This window comes from Zooshikella ganghwensis DSM 15267 (genome assembly GCF_000428585.1).
Lineage (GTDB): Bacteria > Pseudomonadota > Gammaproteobacteria > Pseudomonadales > Zooshikellaceae > Zooshikella > Zooshikella ganghwensis.
In genome coordinates this window covers 13,703-28,798 of record NZ_AUAF01000012.1, presented here as the reverse complement: position 1 = coordinate 28,798, position 15,096 = coordinate 13,703, and the positions used below count along the sequence as shown (strand labels likewise).

The window sequence follows — 15,096 nt, the reverse complement described above, 5'->3', positions numbered from 1 at the left end:
TCAAATCCAGTCATCATCATTTGCGCCATAAACCCAGATGGCACCTATGATCTATATTATATTTACCAAAGCTAAACCTCGTAAAAGGTGGCCCGTATCATTCACTCCTGGTTAACTCGACAAAGGCGTGATGACAGCTCTTTCATCGCGCGCCGATACACTTCACGCTTAAATGTGATCACCTGCCCTAGAGGATACCAGTAACTCACCCAGCGCCAAGCGTCGAACTCAGGGCTTTCTCCTCGTGTAACCGAGACTTTGCTGTCATCAACAAGCAACCGGAGTAAGTACCACTTTTGCTTCTGGCCTACACAAATGGGTATTGTATTATAACGCACCAGACGTTTGGGTAACCGATAACGTAGCCAACCTCGCGTGCAGCCAATAATTTCTACATCCTCTGGTCGCAAGCCAATTTCTTCATGTAGCTCTCGATACATTGCCTGCTCAGGTGCTTCTTCAGGGTTAATCCCACCTTGAGGAAACTGCCAAGCGTCCTGCCCTCTTCGTCGGGCCCATAATACTTGGGCATCATTATTAATGAGGATAATCCCCACATTTGGCCTGAAACCATCAGGATCTATACCGCCTACGCCACATTGATTTTCGGGACGGCTCTCTACCATAGCCTGCATCGCAATATCGTGTTTTTATCATCTGAGTCATTGTTCCACAAACCACTACCCTAGAGCAATTCTAATAAAGGCTTCTGCACCTTTAGTATTCTAGGCTCAAGCATATAAAGCTTACTCACTAAGCATAACAAAAAGTTGCCTCACATATTTAAACAACGCTAATGCATTACAAAACACAACAAACTAACGTGCATATAAAACAACTGTTTAGCTTAAGAATAGTTATCCAGCATTGCTGTTACATTTTCTTAAGCAATTGTTACAGACCATACTGAGACAAGTTGATAAACAGCGTAATTTTAAAAACGCCTCCAACGTCAAGCTACCTCTTAAATAGCAATAACTTCACGCATCATTTTTATGCGTGTTACCCATAGCACACATAGCCTAATGGAACATCAACACTGTACTATCCATTAAAGTCGTTACTAAATTAAAATCGCTACTAGTAAGTTTCACAGCAGTAAACTTGCTCAGTGGCTTTATCGCTTGATAGTCCAGCGAACACATTTAAAACAGTTGTGATTGCTATCGCTAGCCTTAACAGATCAAACTAGCCCCACTAAAAAATCTTGATTTTGGGCTATAACCTTGGCGATTAACAATAAATCTATTAATTAAACAAAAAGAATCAGAAAAGTTAGTCATCCTCAATGATTTCTATTCCTGTTTCTATTCTTATGGTTTTGGGTTACAAAAATCACTGGCAAGTAAATACCCATTAAGAGGTATCATTTATTTTTATAAACCTGTAATGTCATTAATTTTTTAAAGCACAACGATCTATTTAAAAAATTTCTATAAATCTAAAGGCAGCTTCATATTTTCACATGTACTCTTAACTGTATCGTATCTGTACTACCAGTATCAGGCCATTTTTTTATCACACCCAAGGCTTACCACATTAAAATAAAATTTTTTAATCATTGGAGCGACTTATGTCTGACAGTACAAACAAGCAAAAGCATGAAGAGCTCCTACTTTTTTTATTTTTAACCGTTGTTCTTGCACCATTATTATCTATCATTTTTGTCGGCGGTTTTGGTTTTATTGTATGGATAAGCCAGATATTAACAGGACCACCAGGTCCCCCAGGATAGAATTCATTTTATAATGATCGATCAATAAATAATAAAAAACTATACCCGTCAAAATTTAAAACAATGGAATATTTTAATGCCTTCTTGCAACGCTGATTCATTGCCTCACATTAGCAGCATCATTATTTATTGCCTTCCCGACAAGAATAAGCAAGTTATTCCTGCACTTCAATCACAAGCAGGCATCGAAGTCTATAGCACTGATGGAAAAGGTAAAATTATTGCGTTATTAGAGTCTCCTGATTACTCAAGTTTAATGAGCAGTCTAAAAACATTCTCTCATTTACCTTATGTTATTTCCTGCCAATTAGTTTTTCATTACGCAGCTGACAATGAGGTTGCCCATGAGTTTTTCGAGAAGAGCCTTCATTAAAGCACAAGCAGCCTTTGCCGCCGCCACTGCTGCTGGGCTACCTATTAGTGCAGAGACCAGTAATATTATCACCTCTGCAGAAAAAACCGCTTTAAATTGGAATAAAGCACCATGTCGCTTTTGCGGTACAGGGTGCAGTGTCCATGTTGCAACAAAAGAAGGGCGTGTAGTCGCTACACACGGCGATATCAAAAGCGAAGTCAACCGTGGCTTAAATTGTGTTAAAGGCTATTTTCTCTCTAAAATTTTATACGGCGAAGATCGTCTCACACAGCCGCTGCTGCGCATGAATAATGGAAAATACGATAAAAATGGTGAATTCACTCCCGTAACCTGGGAACAAGCATTTACCGTCATGGCAGACAAATTCAAACAGTCACTCAAGAAAAAAGGACCTACATCTGTGGGTATGTTTGGTTCCGGCCAATGGACAGTCTGGGAAGGATATGCCGCAGTCAAGCTCATGAAAGCAGGCTTTCTGTCTAATAATATTGAACCCAATGCCCGTCATTGCATGGCAAGTGCTGTAGCAGGATTTATGCGTACCTTTGGGATAGATGAGCCTATGGGGTGTTATGATGATATTGAGCATGCCGATGCATTTGTCCTTTGGGGATCCAACATGGCTGAAATGCACCCCATCCTTTGGACCCGACTCACTGATCGACGCCTGAGCTATCCCCATGTAAAAGTTTCTGTATTATCAACCTATGAACACCGCTGTTATGAACTGGCGGATATTCCTATAATTTTTTCGCCACAAACAGATTTAGCCATTCTTAATTTTATTGCTCATTACATTATCAGTAACGATAAAATAAACCATACCTTTGTGAATAAGCATGTTAATTTTCGCTTAGGTAATCAGGATATTGGCTACGGACTTCGGCCTGAACATCCCTTAGAAAAAAGTGCAAAATTTGCGAATGACCCTGGTGGTTCAAAACCCATTACCATTGATGAATTTGCAAAATTTGTCAGTAAATATACAGCAGATTATGTTTCCAAGTTATCAGGGGTATCTGTCGAAAAACTTAATCAACTCGCCGAACTATATGCTGATCCTAAAATTAAAGTCACATCATTTTGGACAATGGGTTTTAATCAGCACACACGCGGCGTCTGGTGTAATAATCTTATTTACAATATTCACTTATTAACGGGCAAAATTGCTTCACCCGGTAACAGCCCCTTTTCCTTAACAGGACAACCTTCAGCCTGTGGTACTGCACGTGAGGTGGGTACTTTCTGTCATCGTCTACCCGCAGACATGGTAGTAAAAAATCCAGAGCATCGAGCAATGGCAGAAAAAATATGGCGACTTCCCAGCAATATTATTCCTGAAAAACCAGGGTTTCATGCTGTTCAACATAACAGAATGCTGAAAGATAGCGTTATTAATGCTTATTGGATACAGGTCAATAATAATCTTCAAGCAGCAGCGAACCTTAATCAAGAAGGCTATCCTGGTTATCGTAACCCTGACAACTTTATTGTTGTCTCTGATGCTTATCCTACGGTAACCGCTCAAGCTGCTGATTTAATTTTACCCACAGCCATGTGGATCGAGAAAGAAGGCGCTTATGGCAATGCTGAACGACGTACACAGTTTTGGCATCAGCTCACTAAAGCACCAGGAGAAGCCAAGTCCGATTTATGGCAAGTTGTTGAGTTCTCGAAGTACTTCACGACAGATGAAGTTTGGCCTGCGGATATCCTAGAAAAAAATCCTGACTACAAAAATAAAACGCTTTTTGACGTATTATTCAAAAATGGTCAGGTGGATAAATATTCTTTAAAAGAAATAACCGATGGTTATGATAATGACGAGTCTCAAGCGTTTGGTTTTTATCTGCAAAAAGGGCTTTTTGAAGAGTACGCAACCTTCGGTAGAGGTCATGGTCATGATTTAGCAAGTTTCGAAACTTATCACGAGACTCGTGGCTTAAGGTGGCCCGTCGTTGATGGAAAGGAAACAAAATGGCGTTATCGAGAGGGTTTTGACCCTTATGTAAAATCTGGACAAGATGTACATTTTTACGGAAAACCTGATGGTAGAGCCATCATTTTTGCTCTGCCCTATGAGCCACCCGCTGAGTCCCCTGATAACGAATATGACTTATGGCTTTGTACCGGAAGAGTTCTGGAGCACTGGCATTCAGGCTCCATGACTCAACGTGTCCCTGAACTCTATTTATCATATCCAGATGCTGTCATATACATGCATCCTGAAGATGCACGATCACGAAGTTTAAGGCGGGGAGATGCTGTCAAAGTCATTTCACGCCGTGGAGCCATCCAAACACGGGTAGAAACACGAGGACGAAATAAACCACCCAAAGGCTTGGTTTTTGTACCTTGGTTTGATGCCAGCCAGCTAATTAATAAAGTCACGTTGGATGCTACTGATCCTATTTCCAAACAAACGGATTTCAAAAAGTGTGCTGTTAAAGTTGTCAAAGTATAGGCTAAGGGCGATTAATCATGAATAAAAAAAGACTACTTTTTCCAGCACTCCTATTAATTGCCATCGCAGTATTTGCTGAGGAAAGCATTACTACACTTCGTCCTAATCAGGCTATCACTGAAGAAGCTGAACCACCCTCTATGGCCAATGTCGTCAACACAGATATTCGCCAAGAACGTAATTACCCCATGCAGCCCCCTGTTATTCCGCATAAAATTCGCAATTATCAGGTGGATTTAAATACCAATAAATGTATGTCATGCCATAGTAGAGAACGAACACAAGCATCACAAGCACCCATGGTGAGCGTTACCCACTTTATGGACCGAGACGGTAATTTCAGGGCTGAAATATCACCAAGACGCTATTTTTGTTTGCAATGTCATGTCACACAAACTGACTCACCTCCTATGGGAAAAAATCAGTTTAAAGATATGTATGAAGTAATTGAAACAAATAAAAATTAGGGCATCACTGTGTGGAATAAAATTAAACATTATTGGCAGCTCTTATGGCACCCCAGCATTCATTTTAGTCTGGGTTTTCTCACGATAGGTGGATTCATTGCAGGCATTATTTTTTGGGGGGGCTTTAATACTGCTATGGAATTTACTAATACAGAGACTTTTTGTATTGGCTGCCATGAAATGCGTGACAATGTTTATAACGAATTACAAAATACTATCCACTTTAGCAATCGTTCAGGGGTTCGCGCCAAATGTTCAGACTGCCATGTACCACATGACTGGACAGATAAAATTGCACGAAAAATGCAAGCTTCAAAAGAAGTGTGGGGTAAATTATTTGGCACCATTAATACCCGAGAAAAGTTTTTAAATAAACGAAGAGAACTTGCAGAACATGAATGGGCCAGGTTAAAAGCAAATGATTCGTTAGAGTGTAGAAACTGCCATAACTTTGATTATATGGACTTTACCGCTCAAAGTCAGCGGGCAGCACAGCAACATTCAACTGCACTCGCCAGTGGTGAAAAAACCTGTATCGATTGCCATAAAGGCATCGCTCATGAATTACCCGATATGTCTGGTGTAGAAGGTTGGTAAACAGGGTTTTATTAACCTCAAATGCTGACAAACCGAATCAAATTCTTCAGGCGTATTACAGTTAAAAAAATAGTAATCGTCCAGCTTTGGTAACTGAATACAGTTTAATTCTGCTAACATTGATTTAATTGAAGCAGCATTTTTACCTTCTACAACACCATTTAAATAGCTTACAACATGTTCAGTGACAGGCAATAATAAAGGTAAAGGCTGACCTGAAAATACAACAGGCAAATTATTCGGGTTATTTTCAGCTAACAATGCATTTAAAACTTTAGGTTGAAGCAACGGCATATCAACAGGAATAACTAATAAACGCATTTCTGGATAATGCTGAGTCACAGCAAAAATTCCGCCTAGAGGTCCGCGCTCCGGGTAGAGGTCCGGTACACCTTGCAACCCACTGATCACTATCTCTGCGACAGACACAGACGCCATTAACTTCTGGGCATGAGCTAATAAACTCAACCCATTTGGCAATACAAGTTGCGCTTTGTCCTGTTTCATTCGAGAAGATAAGCCTCCCGCCAAAATAACACCAAGCGTCTCAGGATTACCTTCTGTCATATCAAACATTGACTGACTCCCTCACATTTCTTTAGCAAATGACTATAATGGCCTGCTAAGTTTTTTTCCATAAAGTAGGTGAATATTGTGGCACTAGCACTTTTTGATCTTGACCATACCTTAATCAATGGCGATAGCGACCTTGCCTGGGGCGAGTTTATGGTAGAACAGGGCATTGCAGATGCCAGCTTTTTAGCCGCCCATGAAGCCTACTTTGATCAGTATGTACAAGGAACGCTTAACATTGATGAGTTTCTAAATTTTGCGCTTGAACCATTAGGCAAACATTCTCGCCAAGCATTAGACCACTGGCACCAACTCTTTATGCAACAAAAAATTGAGCCTATGTTCCAAACCAAAGCTCAAGAGCTACTCAACTACCATCGCCAGCAAGGTGATACTTTAGTGGTTATTACAGCGACCAATGCATTTGTCACCACACCTATTGCACAGCGGCTCAGCGTTGATCACTTAATAGCAACCACACCAGAAGAAATCGACAATGAATACACAGGGAAACCATTTGGTACACCGTGTTTTCAAGCTGGAAAAGTTAAGCGCTTAAATGCTTGGCTGGAACAAACTAGCCATAATCTGGCGGGTAGTTTTTTCTACAGTGACTCTCACAATGATTTACCCCTGCTCGAAACAGTAGAGCACCCTGTTGCCGTTGACCCTGACCCACAACTAACCCAAATAGCTGAACAGCGAGGCTGGCCTATTATTTCACTGCGTAGTCAACACGAGGACTAATCATCTCTCCAAAAACCTATAAACCCACTGGCTAGCATACCCTTTGCCAGTGGGCTTAATCCAAAGCTGCTTAGTATACAATACGTGCAATAAAGGCTTTGAGGTAGTCAGTTTCAGGAATAGCAGGCAATATCGGATGGTCAGGCCCCTGATGGCCCTGCTCTAAGATCTGTAAATGACGATCTAAATGGCGGCTACTTTGACGTAGTGTATCCAACAAAGTTTCCCGCTTAAGGTGCATTGAGCATGATGCCGACACCAAAATCCCATCCCGAGTTAGCAAGCGCATGGCAAGCTCATTAATTCTCCTGTAGGCCTGCTCACCTGCCGCTTGATCTTTGCGACGTTTTATAAATGCGGGAGGATCAATAATAATTACATCAAACTTTTCTTCTTCATCTCGTAAGTCCCTTAAGGCATTAAATGCATCCGCCTTAATAGTATTTACGCGAGTATTTACATTATTCAATGCGGCATTTTCTCTGACAAAATGTAATGCATGCTCTGATGCATCAATACACAGGGTTTCACTTGCACCTGCAACCGCAGACTGAATTCCCCAGCCGCCAACATAGCTGAATACATCAAGTACCCGCTTATCTTTGACATAATTAAGCAAACGTTGACGATTCATCCGGTGATCATAAAACCATCCGGTTTTCTGACCATCAATCACTGGCGCCATAAAATAAGCATTATTTTCTATCAGCTTAACCTGATTAGGCACATCACCTGCACCAATTTCAGTGTACTCATCTAAACCTTCAATCTGACGTACTTGAGAATCATTTTTGAACAAAATACCTTTAGGGTTTATGACCTGTTGCAACGCAGCGATAATATCTTCTTTAATAGCTTCCATCCCTGCGGTTGCAATTTGAACAACAGCCACATCATCGAAGCGGTCAATAACCAGCCCTGGAAGGTTATCACTGTCACCAAAGGCCAGCCGATAATAAGGCTTGTCAAACATTCGATCTCGTAAGGACATCGCAACATTCAATCGGTGAACTAACAGTGACTTATCGAGCTTATATTGCACATCTCGACTAATAAGTCTCCCACAAATCAATGTGTTTGGATTGATATAAGCAATTCCTAAGGGTTTTCCTGCTGCATTTTCCACCACGACCTGTTCGCCTGGCTGAAACTGCCCTAAGGGAGTTATTTTTGTATCCACTTCATTGCTGAATATCCATATATGACCGGCGCGTAACCGTCGATCAGCTTTTGCCTTTAAACGAACCAAACCTAGGGACATACAGTTGATCTCTTTTATGTATTAATGCAGTTGGCAACTCTGGTGATAACGTACACCTATTACGTAAACAGCTAACAATCACTATCACCTACCATCTTACGCTTCACAATACACTTCCCGTTACAGAAGCGGCTGTCATCAAACGTCAATGTCAACGACATAAGTGTTATAAAAACACAAACCTAGCGCAAGAATTTTTGTCATTTGCTGAATAATAACCAAAGATAATAACAAAACTGTTGCTGTAATTGAAAAGCTAAGATAAGTTGAGATTAATTAATACTCAAATATATACCCACAGTGAAGGGCATACCCATAACCTAGGGTAGAATAAGGTATAAGTAGATTAGTAACTCATGTTATAGGGAGAAGCACCATGGCTGAAGTGGTTATTACACTGCTTGCCCCTGATCGACCAGGTATTATTGAAACCATTTCTCAAGTAATAGCAGCCCATGAAGGCAACTGGTTAGACAGCAAACTATCACTCTTTAATGGCCAGTTTGCTGGTATTGCACATATTTATGTCCCCAATAAATACCTTTCTTCGCTGACTGAACAGTTCAATCAATTGTCTGCTCAAAAGATTGCTATTCACCAGGCAATAATTGATCAAACGAGTAACTCCACATTAGAAGCTGAGGTAGAACAAGAAAAAGTATACACACTGCATTTGTTGGGTAATGACCGACCTGGTATTGTTCGAGATATCACCAAAATCCTGCTTGGCTTTAAAATTAATATTACCAACTTAGAGACCGAGCATACTTCAGCACCTATGTCTAATGATGCAATATTTAAAGCATCTGCAATTTTACGTATACCTTTAGATGCTAATATTGATCTTATAAAGTCCGGTCTAGAAAAACTTGCGAATGAACTTATTGTTGATATAACGCTGGACAATGAAAATTAGCCATAAATTTTATGATGGTAAGTCAATACTTTAAGCAGGGTAGTGGCATTTAGATTTATCTTTAAAACCATTTTTATATGCAATAGCTCTGCCCTTTTAAAAAGGCTTTAAGCGTATTAATGTCGCTCTACTTGCATCCCCAATGCAGCCAACTCTGCTAAGACACTTTGGTTTCCTACCAAATGCCCACTGCCAATCACAATAAAATAACGTTTTGGTTCTTTTAAAAGTAGACTTATTTTTTTTGCCATTTTTTTATTACGCTGCCAAATAAAACGGTCAAAATAGGGCTTTGCTTTAGGCTCAGTTAATAACGGCTTCTTAATTAATAATAGCTCAAGTTGCTGCTCATCCCCTTTTTTCCAGCTCTTCACTAATGCTGCCAATTCACTATCCATTGTATCGATACTGCGTAACGTCTCATTCACTAAGGCATCTGCATCATCAAGCTCTAAAAAAAGACGTAATTGTTCTACAAGCGATTCTAAACCAATAATTTCCTTTTTCCCTTGAGCACGTTGCATAAAATGCCTATCCAGTCCATCTTTGGCGTTATACCCCAGCTTTTGTATATACCGTGTCATTATTTGCATCATTAACCAACCAGGCTTGGTCTGTTCAACGGATTTAAATGGTACATTCTCTTGCTGAAAGTACTGTTTTAATTTTTTATAGACCTCATCATTAAGATGATCTTTTAAAGTCTCACCTTTTGGTAGTTGTGTTTCCTTCGCCAATATCTTAGCTATTTTTTTACCATCCAATGCTTCAGCATCAAGCTCTCCAATTAATACATCGGACTTTTCAAAAGCGTCAATGATCTCTTTACGTAATGGATAGAATGACTGATCAGCAAAGTGAATGGTACCTAACACGTATGCAGTCCCTGCTGAACTTGTGACATGCCAAAATAATCCCTTATCCTCAGCAGACCAGAGAAAGCCTGAAGTGACTAATAATAATGCAGATAACCCTAACCTCAGAGAGCAGCAAAATTTCATACAACACCTAAACACTACACATCATGACTACTAATATAACCCATCACCCCTTACAAATGTGAACCACTCACTTTGGCAAATACTCAGGCTTAACTTCAACCAATGAAGCTAGCACCTGATCTATTGTCCAGTTATTTGTGACCCAAATAACTAAAGCACTGCTAACAATAGCTTTCTGCCATGCCGGCAGATTTATTAACTCCTGCTGCTGATAATGCTCAATAATTAAAATAACGGGAAGAAAACCCGCATATTTCTGCTCACACTTGCGATTAGAGCCTTCTAACTGTGCAATTGAGCATCCAAAATACAACACGAATTGCCAGGGTCCAACGGCTTTAAGGTTTGGAGCACCAACGCCTCCCACTGCAGACCATACATTCTCAGCCTCAGCTTGCGTTAAAATAGCATGAGCAGGCATGGGCCGACTTTGCCATACTGACATACCATACCAATACAACAAGTACGGTAAGACCAGGATAACTATTAAGAACAGTAACACCAAGCGCTTGAGTAACTTCACTTTACCTCTACCCTTCGCGATTGAAACTTCAGGGTTATTTAAAGTAATTGGATTAGAGCGATATATGCTCATATAAAACCACGAGCAACCAGAATCTCAGCCACTAAATATACACCCACAGCAAAGGGCATCAGTGGTTGCTTTTCTGTATAGACTCCCCCCCAAAACAATCGTTAGGATCAAATTTTTCACCCTGTCATACTGCAAAGTCCTACAGCAATCATGTACATAACTTTACAAAACCAAAGCGATATTTCGTAGTTAACACTTTAAGTTTTAGTGAAATAATCAATGCATTACAAGCCTGCCTCTTGGCCGTCTAGCGCCAAACCGGCTAATCAAATTATTTGATTAGCCGTACTTCTTTTTATTTACCCTACTTTTTAATTTGGAACAGGCCAATAATATATTCCCACAGCGAAGGGTATAACCAGTCATATTTATTATTAAGCAAGCATTCACGTTTTCATGGATAGTTAAGGATACAGCTCACAACATAATAAAAAAAATCACATCCAGTCTTAGTAAGTACTCTAAAAAACAGTAAGTTAAGAACACGCCGACATAGGGAACTTTTAATTTGATTATTTGCCTTACTTCCTAAGCCCGAAACGAGCACCAAGGTTAAATCTGGCTATCCAAAGCCATATAAACAACTTGACTTATACTTATGATAAATGCCTTTTTCTATGATCACCTAAGGAACTGAGTAATTCCCCTTGATTAATTGTTTTTCTGAACGCGATAACGCTTATTAAAACAGACTGAGTAATGACTACTTACTCGAAAAGTCATTTGGAAGAAGTATATGTATATTGATAAACACCAAAAGTCAGTACACTACATGAATAGCAGATATCCTATTCTCAACTATCCTACTAACGCTAATGATGATGTTTTACTTATGCATGAAATCACTGACAGTGAACGTTCTCTGTTAGATGCAATGAATCAAGCTGTCAATTTATTACCTAAGAACGCTTCCCTGCAACAGTGCCATGATGCCGTTACCAGAGTGGGTTATTGTCATGGTCTTTCACGCTCACAAGCCATTGCGTTTTGGACGAGAACCCAATTTTTTATTTTTGAACCGTGATACATATCACAAAAATACATTACACTTATTACGAGAACTGGTTAAAAATTCTGCTACGGCAAAAGTGAAGTGACTTACTCACTCTTTTGATCATTTGCCAGTTAAAAATTCTCTCTTTGAAGGTAAGTGTAATGATAAAAGGCATGTTGGCGATTTTTTTAGCTTTAGCCATGTTGCTACCCATGGGTTATCGTTACGGAAGGAGCCTTTGGTATCCCTTTTATGTCAAAATGGTTGGGCAACGCACTGTTGAAGATGTCATTTATAGATATGGATACAAAGCTGAATCGCGTCTCAAACCATACTTTACTTCAGCTGGCCTTAATTTCCCCCCTCAAGAAGTCAGTCTGCTCACCATCAAAGACCAACTGCAAATGGAGCTCTGGGCCAAACAAGATAATAACTGGCATTATGTCAGGACCTATCCTTTGTTAGCCAACAGTGGCACTAAAGGTCCAAAGCTTAGGCAGGGGGATAAACAAATTCCAGAGGGCTTGTATAAAATAACGTTTTTAAATCCCAATAGCCGTTATCACTTATCCATGAAGCTCAATTACCCCAATGCATTTGATCAACAAAAAGCTGTAACGGATGGCCGAACCCGACTCGGTGGTGATATTTTCATTCATGGCAAAGATGTATCTATTGGCTGTTTAGCTGTGGGAGACCAAGCCATAGAAGAACTGTTCACCTTGGTACATCGCATAGGAAAGCGGCAAGTCAGTGTGGTTATTGCACCAACTGATCCTCGATTACAAGCACTCAAACCACCACTTACCTCTCCCAGATGGACCAACCACCTTTATCAACAAATCGCCCACGCATTCACTCCATACAGCCACCCAGTGGTTTCCGCCAATCACTACCCTTGATATCGACACACAATAAAAAAACCGCCATTAGGCGGTTTTTTGTTTTCTACTAAAACACAAAAATGATTAACGCTGCCATTGCCAGTCATTAATTTCTTCAGGATCAACACCGTGCTTCAGAATATACTCTTTGTGCTCCACTAACCTTCTTAGCATTTCCGTAGTCACTGTGGCGTGCTCATCTTCACTAATCACCCCTTGCTGGAAAGCTTTATAGGCTAGATCGATGACCATATGATAACGAGATGTGCCATTTCTCACACCCATATCGAATGGTGTGGTTGTTGAGCCATTCTCTTCATAGCCTTTAATTCTAAAGCGTTTTACACCAGCATAGTTAAAGACCAATTTCTTAATAGTGTTGGGATAACCATGGAAGTTAAATACGACACCCTTATCCTTAGTAAAAAACTCATCTAATAGATAAGGTTTATCAGCATATTTTAACGAACCCAAACCACCTGAAGTCAGCTCAGTAACGCTGACAAAGCGTACTTTAACTTGTGGTAATCTCTCTCTGATTAACACCAGTGCAGCCAAACACTCTTGCGTTACATAGTCACCACAACCTGCAAGTACTACATCAGGATCTTCATCAGAAGCAAAATCCCAGGTCATAATGCCATCTTGGGCTTGCTGACGCGCCTCTTCAAGTGTTAACCAAACAGGCAACTCTTTTTTACCGGCAACGACAACATTCAATTTATCACGATCAACAAACGCCTTCTCTGTATAAACCAGAGTGGAGTTTGCATCAGCAGGCAAATAGGCTGAAACAATCTTAGGATGTTTCTCCAGCATAGAAGCTAACAATGAAGGGTTTTGATGCGAGTAACCATTATGATCCTGTCTTTCCAATAAAGAAGACAGTACAACATTACAAGAGGGGACAGGCTTACGGAAATGCACGTCTTGTGATGCATGAATATATTTGCAGTACTGATCTGCCATTGAAGCAATCACTTGTGCAAAAGACTCATACGTTGGGAACATACCAAAACGGCCTGTTACGGTATAACCATGTAACATACCAAATAGCAGGTTTTCAGAAAGCAGTTCGATAATGCGACCTTCACGCGCAATATCTTGATCCCAGGGCTTGATTGGCCACTGCCAACTGCGATTAGTAACTTCAAATACCGCTTGAAGCTGGTTTGAATATGTCTCATCCGGACTAAAGACACGCAGATTAGACTGAGCTTCATTCAAACGAATGGCTTCACGTAACCACTCGCCCATTTTTAACATTGAATAACCACGCTCGCCACGCGGTACATCATTACCATAAGCCAATGCAGTTAAGTCAGGTAATACTAAATCCTCAACAACTTCACCACCATAAGACAATTTCTGTCTGCCCATGGTCTGTTCAGGCGCAGGAATTAAGCCTCGAATATCATCATCAAATTCAATACTTTGATCATCGCAAATACGATACAGCTCATGGAAACCATAACTAGCAAGCCACTCGTTTAGCAGCTGTAAATGCTCTGGATTATCAGCACACTGATTCACAATCACTTGGTGAGAATCACAGTTACCTTCCAGCTTTTTACCATCAGCTTCTTTGGTACCCGTCCAGCCTTTTGCTGTTTTCATCGCAATTAATGGCCAACGAGGACACTCAACATCTTCGCCATTACGTGCACGTTGCTGAATATCAGTAATAATGGCATAAGCCTCGTCCATTGCTTTTGCCATTTGCTCATAGATGTCTTCTTCTCGCTCATCATCCACAACCAGAACGTGGTAGCCTAGCCCTGTGAACTCCTGAGTGATTTCTTCATTGGACATACGGCCTAAACGTGTAGGTCCAGAGATTTTATAACCGTTAATATGCAACACTGGCAGTACAGCACCACTCTCTTTGGGTGAAACCAAGCGATTAGCATACCAAGAAGCCGCCAGTGGTCCTGTTTCAGACTCACCATCACCCACTAAACACACAGCAATAAGCTCAGGGTTATCAAGTACCGCACCCCATGCCACAGCAAGCGCATAACCTAACTCACCGCCTTCCAGAATTTGTCCTGGAGCTTCTGGATTAGCATGTGAGGGATAACCATAAGCTTGGGAGAACTTACGACAGATATCCTTCATACCCTCTTCGCTGTAAGGGATAACATCAGGATAATAGTGAGATAACGAGCCTTCGATGAACAGGTTTGCTTGTACCGCTGGAAAACCATGACCAGGACCAATCAAACACATAAAGTCACGCTGGTGCTTAACAATAAGGCGGTTAACGTTCGCATATAAAAAGTTAATACCCGGACAGGTTCCCCAGTGACCTAGTAACCGTGGTTTGATATCCGTGTGTTGCAGGGGACGTTCTAAGAGCAGGTTATCTTTCAGGTAAATCTGGGAGACAGAAAGATAGTTAGCGGCACGCACAAACTTCTTGAGCGCTTTTACTTCATGTTGCAAAGACATAACTAACCTCAGGCTATAACTACTACTTAAAGACT

The 15,096-nt window shown here is 40.6% G+C and carries 15 protein-coding genes; 9 read left to right on the top strand and 6 right to left on the bottom strand.

Annotation, left to right across the window (positions count from 1 at the left end; translation table 11 throughout):
• Positions 1-101: 101 nt before the first annotated feature.
• Positions 102-626, bottom strand: coding sequence for an RNA pyrophosphohydrolase (rppH, locus tag F607_RS0104615; RefSeq protein WP_051310912.1), 525 nt, complete (start codon positions 624-626; stop codon positions 102-104).
• Between the two features lie 947 nt (positions 627-1,573).
• Here rppH and napE point away from each other — a divergent pair.
• The 5 genes from napE (at position 1,574) to F607_RS0104590 (ending at position 5,639) form a co-directional block, all read left to right on the top strand.
• Complete coding sequence (napE, locus tag F607_RS0104610) at positions 1,574-1,735, top strand: periplasmic nitrate reductase, NapE protein (RefSeq protein ID WP_027707127.1); 162 nt, start codon at positions 1,574-1,576, stop codon at positions 1,733-1,735.
• 76 nt (positions 1,736-1,811) lie between these two features.
• Positions 1,812-2,108 (top strand): chaperone NapD, encoded by a 297-nt coding sequence (locus tag F607_RS0104605; protein WP_027707126.1) that lies wholly within the window; start codon positions 1,812-1,814, stop codon positions 2,106-2,108.
• Entirely contained in the window at positions 2,080-4,575 is a 2,496-nt protein-coding gene (gene napA / locus F607_RS0104600; RefSeq protein ID WP_027707125.1) for a nitrate reductase catalytic subunit NapA, read from the top strand. The genes F607_RS0104605 and napA overlap by 29 nt, the downstream gene beginning before the upstream one ends.
• 17 nt (positions 4,576-4,592) lie before the next feature.
• Positions 4,593-5,042, top strand: a complete 450-nt coding sequence (locus F607_RS0104595; protein WP_027707124.1) for a nitrate reductase cytochrome c-type subunit — start codon at positions 4,593-4,595, stop codon at positions 5,040-5,042.
• Positions 5,043-5,051: 9 nt separating this feature from the next.
• On the top strand, positions 5,052-5,639 hold the full coding sequence (locus F607_RS0104590) for a cytochrome c3 family protein (protein ID WP_027707123.1): 588 nt from the start codon (positions 5,052-5,054) through the stop codon (positions 5,637-5,639).
• Here the strand turns inward: F607_RS0104590 and mobA are convergent.
• Positions 5,607-6,215, bottom strand: coding sequence for a molybdenum cofactor guanylyltransferase (mobA, locus tag F607_RS28165; protein WP_051310896.1), 609 nt, complete (start codon positions 6,213-6,215; stop codon positions 5,607-5,609). The two genes, F607_RS0104590 and mobA, sit on opposite strands and share 33 nt — an antisense overlap.
• A gap of 78 nt (positions 6,216-6,293) precedes the next feature.
• Between mobA and F607_RS0104580 the strand changes: the two genes are divergently transcribed.
• Positions 6,294-6,959, top strand: coding sequence for a histidinol-phosphatase (locus tag F607_RS0104580; protein WP_027707122.1), 666 nt, complete (start codon positions 6,294-6,296; stop codon positions 6,957-6,959).
• A 70-nt stretch (positions 6,960-7,029) separates the two neighbouring features.
• Here F607_RS0104580 and F607_RS0104575 read toward each other — a convergent pair whose 3' ends face one another.
• Positions 7,030-8,220: a class I SAM-dependent rRNA methyltransferase gene (locus F607_RS0104575; protein ID WP_027707121.1), complete on the bottom strand. Its 1,191-nt coding sequence runs from the start codon at positions 8,218-8,220 to the stop codon at positions 7,030-7,032.
• Positions 8,221-8,596: 376 nt separating this feature from the next.
• Here F607_RS0104575 and F607_RS0104570 point away from each other — a divergent pair, with 376 nt between their 5' ends.
• A complete protein-coding gene (locus tag F607_RS0104570) occupies positions 8,597-9,136 on the top strand; it encodes a glycine cleavage system transcriptional repressor (RefSeq protein ID WP_027707120.1) in 540 nt (179 codons plus the stop codon).
• A gap of 116 nt (positions 9,137-9,252) precedes the next feature.
• Here the strand turns inward: F607_RS0104570 and F607_RS0104565 are convergent, their stop codons facing one another.
• Both F607_RS0104565 and F607_RS0104560 read right to left on the bottom strand, forming a co-directional pair.
• Entirely contained in the window at positions 9,253-10,137 is an 885-nt protein-coding gene (locus tag F607_RS0104565) for a TraB/GumN family protein (RefSeq protein WP_027707119.1), read from the bottom strand.
• A gap of 67 nt (positions 10,138-10,204) precedes the next feature.
• Positions 10,205-10,732 carry a hypothetical protein gene (locus F607_RS0104560; RefSeq protein WP_027707118.1) on the bottom strand — a complete coding sequence of 176 codons (528 nt, stop codon included), beginning with the start codon at positions 10,730-10,732 and terminating at the stop codon, positions 10,205-10,207.
• A 772-nt stretch (positions 10,733-11,504) separates the two neighbouring features.
• Here F607_RS0104560 and F607_RS0104555 point away from each other — a divergent pair.
• Together F607_RS0104555 and F607_RS0104550 are read left to right on the top strand one after the other, a co-directional pair.
• Positions 11,505-11,756 (top strand): hypothetical protein, encoded by a 252-nt coding sequence (locus F607_RS0104555; protein WP_157365380.1) that lies wholly within the window; start codon positions 11,505-11,507, stop codon positions 11,754-11,756.
• A gap of 131 nt (positions 11,757-11,887) precedes the next feature.
• Positions 11,888-12,628, top strand: a complete 741-nt coding sequence (locus tag F607_RS0104550; protein ID WP_211233594.1) for a L,D-transpeptidase family protein — start codon at positions 11,888-11,890, stop codon at positions 12,626-12,628.
• Between the two features lie 66 nt (positions 12,629-12,694).
• Here F607_RS0104550 and F607_RS0104545 read toward each other — a convergent pair whose 3' ends face one another.
• Positions 12,695-15,061 carry a phosphoketolase family protein gene (locus tag F607_RS0104545; protein WP_027707115.1) on the bottom strand — a complete coding sequence of 789 codons (2,367 nt, stop codon included), beginning with the start codon at positions 15,059-15,061 and terminating at the stop codon, positions 12,695-12,697.
• Between the last annotated feature and the right edge of the window lie 35 nt (positions 15,062-15,096).

Excerpts from the sequence above, each read along its gene's own strand:
- F607_RS0104560 (WP_027707118.1), bottom strand. The coding sequence starts at position 10,732 with ATGAGCATATATCGCTCTAATCCAATTACTTTAAATAACCCTGAAGTT.
- mobA (WP_051310896.1), bottom strand. The coding sequence starts at position 6,215 with ATGTTTGATATGACAGAAGGTAATCCTGAGACGCTTGGTGTTATTTTG.
- F607_RS0104570 (WP_027707120.1), top strand. The coding sequence starts at position 8,597 with ATGGCTGAAGTGGTTATTACACTGCTTGCCCCTGATCGACCAGGTATT.
- rppH (WP_051310912.1), bottom strand. The coding sequence starts at position 626 with ATGGTAGAGAGCCGTCCCGAAAATCAATGTGGCGTAGGCGGTATAGAT.
- F607_RS0104545 (WP_027707115.1), bottom strand. The coding sequence starts at position 15,061 with ATGTCTTTGCAACATGAAGTAAAAGCGCTCAAGAAGTTTGTGCGTGCC.
- F607_RS0104575 (WP_027707121.1), bottom strand. The coding sequence starts at position 8,220 with ATGTCCCTAGGTTTGGTTCGTTTAAAGGCAAAAGCTGATCGACGGTTA.
- napE (WP_027707127.1), top strand. The coding sequence starts at position 1,574 with ATGTCTGACAGTACAAACAAGCAAAAGCATGAAGAGCTCCTACTTTTT.
- F607_RS0104555 (WP_157365380.1), top strand. The coding sequence starts at position 11,505 with ATGAATAGCAGATATCCTATTCTCAACTATCCTACTAACGCTAATGAT.
- F607_RS0104565 (WP_027707119.1), bottom strand. The coding sequence starts at position 10,137 with ATGAAATTTTGCTGCTCTCTGAGGTTAGGGTTATCTGCATTATTATTA.
- F607_RS0104605 (WP_027707126.1), top strand. The coding sequence starts at position 1,812 with ATGCCTTCTTGCAACGCTGATTCATTGCCTCACATTAGCAGCATCATT.
- F607_RS0104550 (WP_211233594.1), top strand. The coding sequence starts at position 11,888 with ATGATAAAAGGCATGTTGGCGATTTTTTTAGCTTTAGCCATGTTGCTA.
- F607_RS0104595 (WP_027707124.1), top strand. The coding sequence starts at position 4,593 with ATGAATAAAAAAAGACTACTTTTTCCAGCACTCCTATTAATTGCCATC.
- napA (WP_027707125.1), top strand. The coding sequence starts at position 2,080 with ATGAGTTTTTCGAGAAGAGCCTTCATTAAAGCACAAGCAGCCTTTGCC.